The 14,215-nt window shown below is 39.1% G+C and carries 16 protein-coding genes; 6 read left to right on the top strand and 10 right to left on the bottom strand.

What is annotated here, in order from left to right:
* Positions 1-40: 40 nt before the first annotated feature.
* From ACNQFZ_RS18815 to ACNQFZ_RS18805, 3 genes are all read right to left on the bottom strand, one after another.
* The gene (locus tag ACNQFZ_RS18815; protein WP_458412837.1) at positions 41-379 is read right to left on the bottom strand and encodes a hypothetical protein; all 339 of its coding nucleotides are present in this window, start codon (positions 377-379) and stop codon (positions 41-43) included.
* Positions 380-412: 33 nt separating this feature from the next.
* Positions 413-1,783 (bottom strand): amino acid permease, encoded by a 1,371-nt coding sequence (locus tag ACNQFZ_RS18810; protein ID WP_458412836.1) that lies wholly within the window; start codon positions 1,781-1,783, stop codon positions 413-415.
* A gap of 81 nt (positions 1,784-1,864) precedes the next feature.
* Entirely contained in the window at positions 1,865-2,644 is a 780-nt protein-coding gene (locus ACNQFZ_RS18805) for an ABC transporter ATP-binding protein (protein ID WP_458412835.1), read from the bottom strand.
* Between the two features lie 180 nt (positions 2,645-2,824).
* Here ACNQFZ_RS18805 and ACNQFZ_RS18800 point away from each other — a divergent pair, with 180 nt between their 5' ends.
* The 3 genes from ACNQFZ_RS18800 to ACNQFZ_RS18790 all read left to right on the top strand — a co-directional run bounded on the left by ACNQFZ_RS18800 (position 2,825) and on the right by ACNQFZ_RS18790 (position 5,091).
* Positions 2,825-3,100 carry an ACT domain-containing protein gene (locus tag ACNQFZ_RS18800; protein ID WP_458412834.1) on the top strand — a complete coding sequence of 92 codons (276 nt, stop codon included), beginning with the start codon at positions 2,825-2,827 and terminating at the stop codon, positions 3,098-3,100.
* A 19-nt stretch (positions 3,101-3,119) separates the two neighbouring features.
* Positions 3,120-4,481 (top strand): DUF711 family protein, encoded by a 1,362-nt coding sequence (locus ACNQFZ_RS18795; RefSeq protein WP_458415447.1) that lies wholly within the window; start codon positions 3,120-3,122, stop codon positions 4,479-4,481.
* A 109-nt stretch (positions 4,482-4,590) separates the two neighbouring features.
* Entirely contained in the window at positions 4,591-5,091 is a 501-nt protein-coding gene (locus tag ACNQFZ_RS18790) for a hypothetical protein (RefSeq protein ID WP_458412833.1), read from the top strand.
* 67 nt (positions 5,092-5,158) lie between these two features.
* Here ACNQFZ_RS18790 and ACNQFZ_RS18785 read toward each other — a convergent pair whose 3' ends face one another.
* Both ACNQFZ_RS18785 and ACNQFZ_RS18780 read right to left on the bottom strand, forming a co-directional pair.
* Entirely contained in the window at positions 5,159-5,344 is a 186-nt protein-coding gene (locus ACNQFZ_RS18785; RefSeq protein ID WP_458412832.1) for a hypothetical protein, read from the bottom strand.
* 36 nt (positions 5,345-5,380) lie between these two features.
* Positions 5,381-5,695, bottom strand: a complete 315-nt coding sequence (locus tag ACNQFZ_RS18780) for a DUF3892 domain-containing protein (RefSeq protein ID WP_458412831.1) — start codon at positions 5,693-5,695, stop codon at positions 5,381-5,383.
* A gap of 149 nt (positions 5,696-5,844) precedes the next feature.
* Between ACNQFZ_RS18780 and ACNQFZ_RS18775 the strand changes: the two genes are divergently transcribed.
* On the top strand, positions 5,845-6,267 hold the full coding sequence (locus tag ACNQFZ_RS18775) for a hemerythrin domain-containing protein (protein WP_458412830.1): 423 nt from the start codon (positions 5,845-5,847) through the stop codon (positions 6,265-6,267).
* 53 nt (positions 6,268-6,320) lie between these two features.
* Here ACNQFZ_RS18775 and narI read toward each other — a convergent pair whose 3' ends face one another.
* From narI to ACNQFZ_RS18755, 4 genes are all read right to left on the bottom strand, one after another.
* On the bottom strand, positions 6,321-7,040 hold the full coding sequence (gene narI / locus ACNQFZ_RS18770; protein WP_458412829.1) for a respiratory nitrate reductase subunit gamma: 720 nt from the start codon (positions 7,038-7,040) through the stop codon (positions 6,321-6,323).
* A gap of 84 nt (positions 7,041-7,124) precedes the next feature.
* Positions 7,125-7,688, bottom strand: a complete 564-nt coding sequence (narJ, locus tag ACNQFZ_RS18765) for a nitrate reductase molybdenum cofactor assembly chaperone (RefSeq protein WP_458412828.1) — start codon at positions 7,686-7,688, stop codon at positions 7,125-7,127.
* Positions 7,660-9,210 (bottom strand): nitrate reductase subunit beta, encoded by a 1,551-nt coding sequence (gene narH, locus ACNQFZ_RS18760; protein WP_458412827.1) that lies wholly within the window; start codon positions 9,208-9,210, stop codon positions 7,660-7,662. The genes narJ and narH overlap by 29 nt, the downstream gene beginning before the upstream one ends.
* Positions 9,200-12,883, bottom strand: coding sequence for a nitrate reductase subunit alpha (locus ACNQFZ_RS18755; RefSeq protein WP_458412826.1), 3,684 nt, complete (start codon positions 12,881-12,883; stop codon positions 9,200-9,202). The genes narH and ACNQFZ_RS18755 overlap by 11 nt, the downstream gene beginning before the upstream one ends.
* A gap of 189 nt (positions 12,884-13,072) precedes the next feature.
* Here ACNQFZ_RS18755 and ACNQFZ_RS18750 point away from each other — a divergent pair, with 189 nt between their 5' ends.
* Positions 13,073-13,342 (top strand): CGCGG family putative rSAM-modified RiPP protein, encoded by a 270-nt coding sequence (locus ACNQFZ_RS18750; protein ID WP_458412825.1) that lies wholly within the window; start codon positions 13,073-13,075, stop codon positions 13,340-13,342.
* The gene (locus ACNQFZ_RS18745; RefSeq protein WP_458412824.1) at positions 13,327-13,608 is read left to right on the top strand and encodes a hypothetical protein; all 282 of its coding nucleotides are present in this window, start codon (positions 13,327-13,329) and stop codon (positions 13,606-13,608) included. Before ACNQFZ_RS18750 ends, ACNQFZ_RS18745 begins: the two co-directional genes overlap by 16 nt.
* Positions 13,609-13,640: 32 nt before the next feature.
* Here ACNQFZ_RS18745 and ACNQFZ_RS18740 read toward each other — a convergent pair whose 3' ends face one another.
* Positions 13,641-14,123, bottom strand: coding sequence for a hypothetical protein (locus ACNQFZ_RS18740; RefSeq protein ID WP_458412823.1), 483 nt, complete (start codon positions 14,121-14,123; stop codon positions 13,641-13,643).
* Positions 14,124-14,215: the final 92 nt, after the last annotated feature.

Raw genomic sequence — 14,215 nt, 5'->3', positions numbered from 1 at the left:
TAATAAAAACGAGGGATGAAAATCCCCTCGTTTATTAACATCAACTCTTCTCTTGACTCTGCTTCTTCTTATCAATCATCGATCGATAAATCTGTGTATTCATACTGCCTTGTATAATGTTTTCCAGAAAAAAAACACCAATCAATTTTAAATATTCCTCATCATCAAACATCTTTTTGTTTTGCAGTTCCATTTCAGCCAACCCATCATATGTAGCAAACAGGGCATAAGTAAAGTCTTTACCAGTAATGGGTGTCAATATTTCGACCCTATGATCATACTTCTCATTCCGATAATTTTTAATTTCCGTTAAATTTTCAATTCCTTCTTTAAATTTTTCCTGTTTTATCTCAAATGTTTGATATACATAAATGGTCACTGTAAACACCTCCGGAAACTTGCTGTTTATCGTTTAAATTCTTTGTGGGTATAAATTCCGCTTTCTTTTCTTTCCTTTCGCAAAATGCCTAATAAATAAGACAACCAGGACAAGCGCGACGAATAATATACTTATAAAAAAGCCAGGTCTACTCGAAGAATGTGTAAGTGTTCCGGCCACCGCTAGCATAATCAACACCATTCCCGTAAATCGTTTTACATGATCAAAACCAGTTGCCTTTATAAGTCTAGGAAAAGAAATAAGAACAAACATCCAATTATACAAGAGCATTAATCCAGCTGCCGTCGTAATATACTCATAAACCCGATCAGGCATAACGAGGGCCGTAATAATCGATGTGATAAGACCACAGATCGTTAGACTTAATGCAAATGGAGGAACCTTAAGCCTTCCTTTTTTCGCAAAAATCTTTGGGGCATCACCATCTTCTGCCAATGTTACAATCATACTTGTAACAGCAAATAAAGAGGCGGCCATGGTCGAGAAGCCAGCAATAATAATGCCACCGTTAAAAACATGCGGAAAAAATTCTAGATTATATTTATCAAGTGCAATTACAAAAGGACTTTCTTTCGTATTAAACTTACTGGCTACGGTTAGGCCTGTAGCCAAAGCAAGAGAAAGTAAATAGATAACTGTTAAAATCATGAGCATGATTGCACCTGACTTTTTGGCATCCTCTTTATTTTTCAGCCGCGGTGCTAAAATCCCCATAATTTCGATTCCACCGAATGCGTAAAAACCGAAAATCAGCGCTGACCATAGGCCCATCATCCCATTAGGCAGAAACTCACCCGTCGTATTCGGGATTCGTAAATCATGGCCCCTTCCTCCAAAAAATCCAAATAAAATGGCAATCGCTAAAATTATAAACATAAAAATAGCCGCTACCTTGATGACGGCAAATACATTTTGCGCTCTTTCAAATCCCTTTGTCCCAATCATAACCACAATCACACCAAGAACTGCATAAATCGCAGCAAATAACCATAATGGAACATTTGGAAACCAAAAGCGAGACAGGATGGAAAGTGCAGTCAACTGGCTTCCAGTAATTAACATTTCCGAAAACCAATATACCCACCCGCAACTAAATCCAGCCCATGGCCCATAGGCTTTCTTAGCATATGATCGGAATGAACCCTTTTGCGGATCCTTTGCTGACATTTTCCCAAGTGCATCAGATACTGTGTATGTACCCAATCCCGCAAGGATAAATGCAAGTAGAATAGAAGGTCCTGTCATCTTAATCCCAATACTTGAACCTAGAAAATAACCGGTCCCAATAATACATCCAACTCCGATTAGGGACAGCTGCCACCACGCAAGTTTTTTATCTTCCTTCTTACCACCATGTCCCCCTATTCGAGCCGGTAGCTCCATTACAATCCCCCCTTCATTTTTAATCTATTATTTACGAAGGGAGTATAATTATGTATCCCATATCATTAATCATACTCATACTTAGCTTATAAATTTCACATAATTACGTTGATTAAATTCATCAATAAGAACTTTTCTTCCTAGGAAATCACTCATAATACTTCCAGTTAAAATGTTTTTTACAGAACCTTTAGCATATATTTGTCCATCACGAAGCAATGTTATGTGTGTAAATGCAGGCATAATTTCTTCAACATGATGGGTAACATAAAGAAGTCTCGGTGCCAAAGGGTCGATGCCAAGTGTATTGATAAATTCCAATACTTGCTCCCTCGCTAGAATATCCAGCCCTGAACAAGGCTCATCAAGGACTAATAGCTGGGGCTTTGCCATCAATGCCCTCAGAATGATAATTTTTTGCTTTTGTCCTTGCGAAAGGGTTTCAAACGTTCTATGGATAAGGTCTTCACAATGAAACTTTTCCATTAATGACAAAGCGAAGTCAATATCATCCTGGGTATATACATCATGATCATGAATGCCTAATGCTGCGTATTTTCCACTTAAGATAATATTTTCAGCATAATCATACCCTGGCAGCATTTTATCTATAGATGAACTTACAAAACCAATTTTTTTCCGGAGTTCATAGATTGGATATTGTCCAAACTCCTTCCCTAAGACAGTTACTTTTCCTGTTGTAGGCCAAAGGTATCCCGTTATAATATTGAGAAGCGTTGTTTTCCCAGATCCGTTAAGACCAAATAACACCCAATTTTCACCGGTATGTATCTCCCAGTCTATATTCTGAAGTACAGTTTTTCCATCTAATATTCTTGATACATTATTTAGTGAAATCATTACAAAAAACCCTCCCCATTTGCCATTCATTCATTTATTATTATATCAAATGAGTTGAAATCATTTTAAAAATATATTTGCTAGAATGAAAATTTCGCAAATTATTCATTGACGAATAATAATAAAATTGCTATCATAAACGGCGATTTATTTTTCCCAAAATAATATGAGGTGATTTAAATGACGATGAGACGTGCAGTAGTAAGTGTAATTGGGAAAGACCAAGTAGGGATTATTGCTAAAGTAACAAATGTTTTAGCCGATAATAAAGTAAATATTCTTGATATCAGCCAAACGATTCTTCAGGACTTTTTCACAATGATGATGCTTGTAGATGTCACTGGCATTGAACATCTTGATTCCTTACAACAAAAGTTTGACCAGATCAGTCAGGAAATGGGACTCAAAATCAACATCCAGCTCGAAGAAATATTCCAAGCCATGCATCGCATTTAAAGGGGAGAACGTTATGACAATGAACATTGCTATTGATGAAATGATTGAAACCATCCGAATGGTTCAAATGGAGAACCTGGATATTCGCACGGTAACAATGGGCATCAGCTTAAAGGATTGTGCCGACTCTGATTTCGAAAAAATGAATCAAAAGGTTTTCGATAAAATAATAATGCATGCAGGACGATTAAAAGAAGTTGCGGAACAAGTGAGTAAGGAGTTTGGAATTCCGATTATCAACAAACGGATTTCAATTACTCCCGTCGCAGAGATTTTGGGAAATGCAACAAAGGACCAGGCGGTGGAATTAGCTAAGACACTAGATAAAGCCGCTCACCGGCTTGAAGTTGATTTTATTGGGGGCTATTCTGCCCTAGTCCATAAAGGAATTGCAAAAGGTGACCAGACCTTATTGGATGCACTTCCGGAAGCACTCTCCGAAACGGAACGAGTTTGTTCCTCAATTTCTGTTGCAACAACGAAAACAGGTATTAATATGGACGCCGTTCGCCAGATGGGCGTTATTATTAAAGAAGCAGCGGAAAGAACAAAAGACCAAAATGGCCTAGCCTGCGCGAAACTTGTAGTCTTTTGTAACCCGGTTGAAGACAATCCATTTATGGCTGGTGCCTTCCACGGCGCAGGTGAAGGTGAAGTTGTCATCAATGTTGGCGTTAGTGGACCCGGTGTTGTTTTAAATGCTTTGAAGAGGTACCCGGAAGCAGACTTGGGTCAAGTATCGGAAGTTATTAAAAGAACAGCGTTTAAAATCACTCGTGCCGGGGAATTAATCGGAAGGGTTGTTGCGGAGCGTTTGAACGTTCCTTTTGGTATCATGGATTTATCTTTGGCACCAACAAATGCAATGGGTGATAGTGTAGCAGAAATTTTAGAAGAAATCGGTTTAGAGCGAGTGGGAACACATGGTACAATTGCAGCACTTGCCCTTATGAATGATGCAGTTAAAAAAGGTGGAGCGATGGCCAGCTCCTATGTAGGCGGCCTTAGCGGTGCATTTATTCCAGTTAGTGAAGATAACGGGATGATTCGAGGGATTGTTGAAGGTGCCCTTACATTATCTAAGCTTGAAGCTATGACTTGTGTTTGCTCAGTTGGGCTTGATATGATTGCCATTTCGGGAGATGCGTCCCCGGCGACAATCGCAGCCATGATCGCTGATGAAGCGGCCATCGGCATGATTAACAAAAAAACAACGGCCGTACGTGTTATACCGGTTCCCGGTAAAGCAGAAGGTGAAATGATTGAATTCGGTGGATTGCTTGGCCGTGCCCCTGTTATCGGTGTCAATCCATTTAACTCAGATAAACTCATTCAAAGAGGCGGACGGATACCAGCTCCACTACAAGCCTTGACCAACTAAAACACACTCACCAGAGTGTGTTTTTTTATTTGATGTAAACAACTAGGAATAAAACTGCGGACAAGTCTCATATGATACAATATTCCTTTATAGTGAGGCGGGGTATGGGATGAGACTTATACTTATTTTTTCTATATGTTTTATCATTCTACTAGGATGCAGTAAAGCAAATCCTCCATCTAACAATGAACAAAATATAATCGTTGTCGACACATTGCCTGACGCGGAAAAAGAAAAAGCAAGTGCTCTTTATAAGCAAATGCTGGCTGTGAACCAGATAATGGAAGAGCTTGATCTTATCATGGTTGAGCTTCAAAAAGCGGATGAGTTGGAGGAGGCTATTGAAATAATGGAAACCGCAAAAAATGAATGTAATAAGATTGCAGTGGAGTTAAGATTGATGGTCATTGAAAATATTGATGTAAGAGAATTTAATGAAAAATATAGAGAAGCTTTACTTTCTTATGAGGGTGGACTCGAGCTGCAAATAGAAGGAATGAAAGCTTGGGATGGAAAAAAAACAACGGAAGGTTATAAGCTGACTGAAAATGCAAAAACGGCTTTAAAGAGGTTCTATGAACAATTTAAAGAAAAATTTTCAAAAAAGTAAAGCTAGATTAGGGGGGCAAACGCTTTCATAATAAACCAATACTTTAGCCCCCATCTTCCATTAATCTTCAAGAATTATTAACCCATTCAGTATACATCCCTGTTCCACTGCAGCCGCAGCATTGAATAGGTTCTCCAAAATAGAATTCTGTACCGGCAAAATAGTGAATACCTTTCCCCTTACATTCAGGGCATATATTTTTTTCCTCATATTTAGCCATTTTCGCCATTTGCCAATTATTAAAAAACCCCATACAGTTCACCTCCAATTGGTAACCTATTTTTCAAAGCTAAAAGGTTGGCAAATGATCTAAATTATTTTCCTTAATTCCGTCCGGCTCACTTCTAATAATGTCTCGGCCATATTTATGAAAAACATCGACATGAGCAATTTTTCCATTCTTCGCTTCATTCAATGCTGATATGTAATCTAACTCTCTACCGCTTTGCATTCGAAACGCAATAATATCGCCATCCTCATTTTTCTTGACCGCAGTGATTACATCTTTCCCGGAAGTATCGCTATTCGGGATTTGCAAACTTGCCTGTTCCTCTCCTTTTTCCTTATAATCATTATAGATTTGTTGATAGCTTTTTGACTCCATCAAAAGCACCTCCACCGTTTATTATGTGCTTTTCAATTCATTATATGTATATAATAACCATGGGGGGTGATTATTTATTAGGGTTACATTGCATCGGAACTGTTAATAATGCTACTAATCATATAGTCAACTAAGGAGGAAATCACCAAATGTCAGGTCCGTCTTTACATAAACTTACTGCACACCGCTCTATACATAATGGTTCTTTAACGGAGGCACGAGATTTATTAGAAGTTTTAGAGAAAGTGTTTCAGGAAGGACAAATGGAGCATGCACTGCTTGCTGCCCGCACTCTTGTAGAGCATTGGGAGACTAGAACGATCGCCCATGCTGATTCTGAGGAAGATGGTTTTTATCAAAAAAAGATTGAAGAAAATCCGGATTTACAAGAATTGATAATCATGCTAAAAAGGGATCACCAATTATTCCGAACGCTTATTGACGATATTAAACAAATACTTGATGAAAAGAACGAGGTTAATCATGATGTAATTGACCGATTTAAAACCATTTACGTACTTGTCCAAATTCACAATCGAGATGAAGAAACGTATTTGCTTGTTGAGCATTGATAAATGTTTCTAGCCACTTTGGAATTCACACCAAAGTGGCTTTTTCAATAGTATTATTGTTTCCGCTCCGCGTATTTCACTGCTTTTCTTGGATTCATTTTTCGATAAACAATGTATTTACGAGATAAATATTCTAACGGTAAACTCCAGACATGGACTAACCTTGTATAAGGCCATACTGCAAATAAGATAAATGCAGCCAAAATATGTAGCTGGAAGCCAAGCGGAGCATTTGCCATTGATTCTGGATAGGGGCGAAAAGTAAGAATCCCTCTAAACCATGGGCCGATTGTTTCCCGGTAATCAAATGTTCCGCCGGAAGCATTATACCCCACTGTATTTGTGAAGCCGATAACGGTCACGACTCCAAGGATTAGGAGGACCACAATATCCATTGCAGAACTTTGCTTTTTTAAACGAACACTGTTTACACGGCGAATGGTTAATAGCGCACCGCCAATAACCATTATCAACCCTGCTAATCCTCCAAACCATACCGCTCCAAAATGATACATATGCTCTGAAACCCCAATTACATCATAAAACCCCTTTGGAATCAGTACCCCCGCCACATGCCCAAAGAATACAAAAATGACACCGTAATGAAATAGTATACTTCCCCATTTTAACATATCATCCTTTTGGATGAATTCACTTGATTTTGCTCCCCACCCATATTGATCAGTATTATAACGATGAATATGACCGACTACAAAGATTGTTAATGATAAATATGGGATAATGACCCACAAAAAATAATCAAATGCTGTCATTCAATCAGCCTCCGTTCTTTATTCTACGTTACTGAGTTCCAGGCACCTTCTGCCGTTCGGCGCCTGGCTCCTCTCCATTTAATATTACACCGCGTTATGGTTAATCGTTGTAACTTGCGACGGTAAATATGCTGCCATGGCAGTGACACAAGCTTTCAGCAAATAACCATACGGATTATCATCCTTTTCTAACTCCGATAAAAGCTCATCGATTGGTTTTTTGTGAATTAAAAACATCTTTTGCACAGGTACAACCTCAGCTTCTGCTGCAAATTCCAATATAAGCGGCAAATAATCTGGTAGTTCATCATTTTCAATGTAAAATCCGGCTTTGGCAAATTCCATTTTCAGTTTTACAAAAGCAAGACCACGTTCACGATTATCCCCAAACTTGCCATGCGTTAAATAAAGTGTTGTTCGTTCGCTAAAATCAAACCACCTAACATAGCTTTCAGTTAATTCTCTATAAGGTGTCCGGTTTATATAAGCAAAAAACTGTTCAAAGCAAAACCTTATTCCTTTATTTTCGATTATGCTAATGCATTCTTCTAATTCTTTATTACGGGCCCACTCCCGATTGGGATATTGCAAAAATAAAGAACATAATTTAAACGTATATCTACACTCTTCCATCCATTGCTGTTCCACCTAAATCACTCCAATACTCTTCACTGAACGCGTAAAGGTCATCATAGTTTTCAGTTCCAAGACTACAGCCTGTACAGCCTTCCATGAATTCATATCCTGTTGAGCCTTGACCCTGATACATATTCCCTGCTTCTTCACGATGGGATTTCGGAATTACATAGCGATCGTCATACTTGGCAATCGCTGATAGCTCATACAATTCGATGGCGCTTTTTTCAGTAAGACCGGCATCTTCTAAAATTGTTTTATCAAAATCCTTATCAAGATTCATACTTCTCATATAACTTCTCATCGCAACCAGCTTTTTCAAAACATATTCAATCACTTTTGTATCACCGGCCGACATTAAATTAGCAAGATATTGAATTGGAATTCTAAATTGTTTAATCGTCGGAAAAATAACATTTGGACTTAAATCATCGATTTGACCGGCAAATGCATTTGTAATCGGACTAAGCGGCGGGATATACCAAACCATTGGCAATGTTCGATACTCCGGATGTAATGGTAAAGCCACCTTATGCTGAACAGCCAGCTTATAAACTGGTGATTCCTGAGCTGCTTCAATCCAATCCTGAGGAATACCGTCAACTTTTGCCTGTTTAATAACATCTGGATCATGTGGGTCAAGAAATAGCTTTAACTGTGCTTCATATAAGTCTCTTGGATCATTCGCAGACGCTGCTATTTCGACCTCATCCGCATCGTACAGCACTATACCAATATAACGAAGTCTACCCACACAGGTTTCTGAACAAACAGTCGGCTGTCCATTTTCAATGCGTGGAAAACAAAAAGTACATTTATCTGCTTTATTCGTTTTCCAATTAAAATAAACTTTTTTGTATGGGCAGCCTGACATGCAGAAACGCCAGCTTCGACAAGCATCCTGATCAACTAAAACAATGCCATCTTCATCCCGCTTGTAAATAGCGCCGGATGGACAAGAAGCAAGGCATGATGGGTTCATGCAATGCTCACAAATCCTTGGCAAATACATCATAAACGCTTGTTCAAACTCTTGAATAATTGATTCATCCACACCATTCAGGTTGTAATCCTTTTTACCAGTTTGATAAACGCCTGCCAAATCATCCTCCCAATTTGGGCCCCATTTGATGTCCATATATTCACCGGTAAGCTGTGACTTTGGCCGAGCAACAGGCTGATGTTTTTTCTCAGGACTTTTAATTAAATGTTCATATTCATACGTCCACGGCTCATAGTAATCATCCAATTTCGTAAGGTTAGGATTATAAAAAATATTGAGCAGCTTGCTAACGCGCCCGCCCGCTTTCAACTCAATGCGACCACTTTTTAATTCCCAGCCACCTTTATGTTTATCTTGGTTTTCCCACTCCTTTGGGTAACCAATCCCAGGTTTTGTTTCAACATTATTCCACCACATATACTCCGCACCCTGACGGTTTGTCCACGTATTTTTACATGTTACGCTACATGTATGACAACCAATACATTTATCTAAATTCATGACCATGCCAAATTGCGCTTTAATCTTCAAGCCAATCCACCTCATCACGTTCTAGTTTCCGGATAATCACCTTCTCATCCCTTTGCGTGCCCGTTGGACCATAATAATTAAATCCAAAGCTAAGTTGTGCATAACCGCCAATCATTTGCGTCGGCTTCACATAAATTCTTGTAGGGCTATTAAAGGTACCGCCGCGGTCATTTGTGATTGTTGTCCCTGGAACATTAATCAACCGATCCTGAACATGGTACATTATCGCCATTCCTCTCGGCAGCCGATGTGTTACAACTGCCCGTGCCGCAACAACACCGTTGCGATTGTACATTTCAAGCCAGTCATTATCGTTAATTCCAACTGATTTTGCGTCCTCAAGATTCATCCATACACATGGTCCTCCACGGAACAACGTCAACATATGTAATGTATCTTGATAGGTGCTATGGAAAGACCATTTAAAATGCGGTGTTAAATAACGCAATTCAATTTCCTTTCCTTTTGGATCAGGTCGTCCATCTTTGGTATAAAAAGCTGCCTTACGGAGCGGCGCTTTAAAGGTAGGCAATTCTTCGCCAAACTCAATCATCATTTCATGATCAAGGTAAAAATGCTGCCTCCCCGTTAGTGTGCGAAACGGTATCAGTCGCTCCACATTTGTAGTAAACGGACTATAACGTCGATTTCCAGTTTCTGTACCACTAAAAACAGGTGAGGAGATAACCTTCCGCGGCTGTGCTGTGATCTCATCAAATGACATGTGCTCTTCAGCACGTTCCTCTGCTAAATCTTTTAACTTCTGTCCAGTTTTTCTTTCCAGCGCATCCCATGCTTTCATCGCTAATGACCCATTTGTTGTACTAGAAAGCGTTAAGATTGTTTCCGCTGCATGGCGGTCAAACGAAAGATCCGGGCAGTCATGGTATTCCTTACTTTTTGATACACCTAAAATATCTTTTAATTCGTCATATTCTTCCTTTGCATCCCATGCCAGCCCTTTAGCTCCGATTGATTCGCGAACATTGGTACCTAAGGAAATATATTTTTCATACACTTTTGTTAAGTCTCGCTCAACAACATGAATTCTCGGGAAATTTTCACCTGGAACTGGTTCACCGCCATTCTTTTTCCAGTCTGGTACTAATCCCAAGGCCTGCGACGTTTCATCTCGTGAATCATGTAAAAGTGCCGTTGCCACAATGTCTTTTACTGGATTTGGAAAATGCTTTTTAGCAAGCTCCTGAAATGTTTTTGCTAATTTTTTAAATATATCCCAATCCGGTCTGCTTTCCCAAGGTGCTGCAATCGCTGGATTAAAAGGATGAATAAACGGATGCATATCAGTAGAGCTAACATCATACTTCTCGTACCATGTAGCAGCTGGTAATACGATATCTGAATATAAGGCCGATCCGGACATCCGAAAATCCAATGTTATCATTAAATCCAATTTACCTTCAGGGGCTTCAGCAGGTGCTTTAATTTCTTCCGGTTTATCAGTTTCTTCTTGGCTTCCTAAAATATATGAGTGTGTCCCAAGTAAGTGTTTTAAAAAATATTCATGACCTTTGGCAGAGCTTCCAATTAAATTGGCTCGCCATATAAATAAGGATTTGGGAAAATTAACTGGATCTCCAGGTTCCTCAATCGCAAATTTCATTTTATCGTTTTTGATTTGTTCAACGACATACTTCACAGCATCATCATTATTCGTTGCTTGTGATTCATCATATAATGTTAAAGAATTCTTATTAAATTGCGGATAAGACGGCAGCCAGCCAAGACGGGCCGCCATCACATTATAGTCACCCATATGACTGTATCTTGGTTTATCCACCAACGGTGAAATTAAGTTTTCCGCTTTTTGCTCGTCATAACGCCACTGCTCCGTAACAAAATAGAAGAATGAGGTTCCATTCTGTAAACGCGGTGGTCCACCCCAATCTCTTGCCATAGCAATTGTTTGCCAGCCTTCAAGGGGGCGAACTTTTTCTTGTCCAACATAATGGGCCCAACCGCCGCCGTTGACACCTTCACAACCTGTAAGTAAGACCAGATTTATAATGGTGCGGTATATAACGTCTGAATGAAACCAATGATTAATTCCTGACCCCATAATGATCATGGAACGTCCTTTACTATCAACAGCATTTTGTGCAAACTCTCTAGCAATTTGCGCCGCTACTTTCCGATCCACATTCGTAATTCCTTCTTGCCATGCCGGCGTAAATGGTTTTGGGTCATCATAATCCTTCGGATAATCACCAGGCAGGGTTCCACGATGAACGCCAGCCTGCGCCAACATTAAATCAAGCACGGTTGTAACATAAAACGTTTCTCCGTTTTGTACAATGGCTTTAACAGGAACACCACGGTCGATAATATATCTTTCATCTTCACTAAAGTAAGGGAATTGGCAGATGACTGATTGATCCTCCATGCCCAGCAATGTTAAGGCTGGATCAAGGCCATCTAATTTATTATCGGTGTCCTTCAAGTGTAAATTCCAATTTCCATCTTCCGCCCAACGGTGGCCGATGGAACCATGTGGAGCAGCAAATTGATTTGAATTTTTATCAAAAATAATCGTTTTCCATTCTGCATTGGTGACATTCATTCCCATGTCAGACGCTCGTAAGAAACGGTCAGCTACATAATGTTCGCCTCGTTTTTTGAGTTTCACTAAAAACGGTAAATCTGTGAATTGTTTTACATAATCCTCGAAATAAGGGGTCTGTTGGTCTACATAAAATTCTTTTAAGACCACATGGGTCATCGCCATGGCAAGTGCTGCATCTGTCCCAGGATTAACAGCAAGCCAGTTATCGGCGAACTTAACAAAAATTGCATAGTCCGGACTAACAGCAACAACTTTCGTGCCATTATAGCGGGCCTCCGCATAAAAATGAGCATCAGGTGTTCTTGTTTGTGGAATATTGGAGCCCCAAGCAATGATATAGCTCGAGTTATACCAATCAGAACTTTCGGGTACATCCGTCTGCTCTCCCCATATTTGCGGGGAGGCTGCAGGGAGGTCCGCATACCAGTCGTAAAAGCTAATCAGCGGAGCGCCGATTAAATTTAAAAAGCGGGCGCCAGAGGCATAGCTGACCATGGACATGGCTGGAATTGGAGAAAACCCAAAAATTCGGTCAGGGCCGTATTCTTTCAGTGTATAAATTAATTGTGAGGCAATCATTGTATTAATTTCATCCCATGCAGCCCGGACAAATCCACCTTTTCCGCGCGCAGATTTATACGCTTTCTTTGCATCGGGATTTTCAGAAATGACTTTCCAAGCCTCTACAGGGTCTCCTGTTTTCTGCAAAGCTTCCTTCCATATTTTTAATAAAGCACTTCTTATATAAGGGAAACGAACCCTTAGCGGACTATAGGTATACCATGAGAAGGTAGCCCCACGTGGACATCCCCTTGGCTCATATTCAGGCATATTCGGTCCTGTAGTCGGATAATCGGTTTGCTGAGTTTCCCAGGTAATAATGCCTTCCTTTACATGGACTTTCCAACTGCACGAGCCCGTACAGTTGACCCCATGGGTAGTGCGCACAACTTTATCATGTTGCCAACGTCTTCGATAATATTTTTCTGATTCACGATCAGCATGTGACAATGTACTGTGATTCGTAATATCAGTTGTCCTGCCAAAAAACGTCATTTTCTTGAGTAACGGAGGAATTTTTTTCTTCATCACTATACTCCTTTCTAAAAGTCATTTTGTCGCCTCTATACTTGGCAATTTTTAGACAATAGTCATAGTGTTTCCAACTAAACGAAATTATACGTATAAAGAAGTTATTTTTAGAGAAAAAAGTGATAAGACTCACTTTATAAAGATTCTTTCAGCGATAAAATTAAAGTTGTACAAGGGGTGAAAAAAATGGAAATGATAAATAAAGATTGGTCAATGGATTTAGAGCATAATGAATATGAATCCGATATCGACCTTATTATTGAAGATGGATTAAAAGCGGTTGAACAGACAGCACCGGGGTATTTTGTGAACTTAGTTACTTCAGGTAACTTTAGAAACCCAGATGAATATTTTGCACCACTCTTAAAAGAGAAATTCGGCGATACAATAAAAACAAAATTTATCGACCAGTGTGGTTGCGGGGGGTACGTTTTAAGAGTATGGAAACTGAAATAAACACGATAAAAAATAATTTAAGTGAGTACAAAAATCGGCAAGCAGTTTTAAATTATTACGATGACGGTGAACTAGTGCAAAGGGACGGACTGGATTTTCAAACGATTATCGTGACAGACCTTGAAATACAATTCTTAAGTGATGAAAAAATTAAGGAAAAGATAGATTTATCAAAATATAAAACATTTGAACGCTCCAAAGAATTTTTCAAAAATTATTTCGAATTAAAAAATGGAAAAAATATATTGTATATTTATTTTCCATAAAAAAAGGAAGCAGAGGTTTTCTGCTTCCTTTTTTACATAAAAATATGGATGAGAAAGAAAAAAAGAAAAATAAACGCCATTCTCAGGTGAAACAATCTTCTAAAACCTGATGCCTTTTTTCTTCGCAGCCAGCCACTGAATAAATGTACCGCTAGCACCGTCAATGCTAATATTCCACTTATTTTTTTTACATCAATTAGCTCAAGTGGATGAAAAGAAATCATAATAAAGGCATGAATCAATATGAGCGCTACCCCTGTGATTGCGATTGGAACATGCAATTTCATCATTCTGCGTGAAAACAGCGCTAACGTCTTCTTGACTCCCTTCGCCTTGCTTTTACGGATAATTAAAAAAATAAAATACATATTGAGATTAATCAAAAATAGTATCACCGCTATAACTGCAAAGGTTTTTCCAACGACAATAATGGGCGATGAATAATCCCGATGCCAAAAACTCCAGAAAATTACGAGCAATATAAACGCTGCATTACTAATTAGCCATCCTTTCATGGAATCCTCCTTACCAAATTTATAAATCATTCTTAAACGGAACAAGAGAACCGTCCTCTTGCTCCATGCCTCCTATATAAAAGAGGCTGGCA

Source organism: Schinkia acidoalkalinis (assembly GCF_054301215.1).
The sequence above is the reverse complement of the archived record's forward strand: the minus strand, read 5'-3'. Positions and strand labels throughout refer to the sequence as shown.

What these genes read in the sequence shown, in the direction of transcription:
- ACNQFZ_RS18810 (WP_458412836.1), bottom strand. Translation starts at nt 1,783, where the DNA reads ATGGAGCTACCGGCTCGAATAGGGGGACATGGTGGTAAGAAGGAAGAT.
- ACNQFZ_RS18805 (WP_458412835.1), bottom strand. Translation starts at nt 2,644, where the DNA reads ATGATTTCACTAAATAATGTATCAAGAATATTAGATGGAAAAACTGTA.
- ACNQFZ_RS18800 (WP_458412834.1), top strand. Translation starts at nt 2,825, where the DNA reads ATGACGATGAGACGTGCAGTAGTAAGTGTAATTGGGAAAGACCAAGTA.
- ACNQFZ_RS18795 (WP_458415447.1), top strand. Translation starts at nt 3,120, where the DNA reads ATGAACATTGCTATTGATGAAATGATTGAAACCATCCGAATGGTTCAA.
- ACNQFZ_RS18790 (WP_458412833.1), top strand. Translation starts at nt 4,591, where the DNA reads ATGAGACTTATACTTATTTTTTCTATATGTTTTATCATTCTACTAGGA.
- ACNQFZ_RS18785 (WP_458412832.1), bottom strand. Translation starts at nt 5,344, where the DNA reads ATGGGGTTTTTTAATAATTGGCAAATGGCGAAAATGGCTAAATATGAG.
- ACNQFZ_RS18780 (WP_458412831.1), bottom strand. Translation starts at nt 5,695, where the DNA reads ATGGAGTCAAAAAGCTATCAACAAATCTATAATGATTATAAGGAAAAA.
- ACNQFZ_RS18775 (WP_458412830.1), top strand. Translation starts at nt 5,845, where the DNA reads ATGTCAGGTCCGTCTTTACATAAACTTACTGCACACCGCTCTATACAT.
- narI (WP_458412829.1), bottom strand. Translation starts at nt 7,040, where the DNA reads ATGACAGCATTTGATTATTTTTTGTGGGTCATTATCCCATATTTATCA.
- ACNQFZ_RS18755 (WP_458412826.1), bottom strand. Translation starts at nt 12,883, where the DNA reads ATGAAGAAAAAAATTCCTCCGTTACTCAAGAAAATGACGTTTTTTGGC.
- ACNQFZ_RS18750 (WP_458412825.1), top strand. Translation starts at nt 13,073, where the DNA reads ATGGAAATGATAAATAAAGATTGGTCAATGGATTTAGAGCATAATGAA.
- ACNQFZ_RS18745 (WP_458412824.1), top strand. Translation starts at nt 13,327, where the DNA reads ATGGAAACTGAAATAAACACGATAAAAAATAATTTAAGTGAGTACAAA.
- ACNQFZ_RS18740 (WP_458412823.1), bottom strand. Translation starts at nt 14,123, where the DNA reads ATGAAAGGATGGCTAATTAGTAATGCAGCGTTTATATTGCTCGTAATT.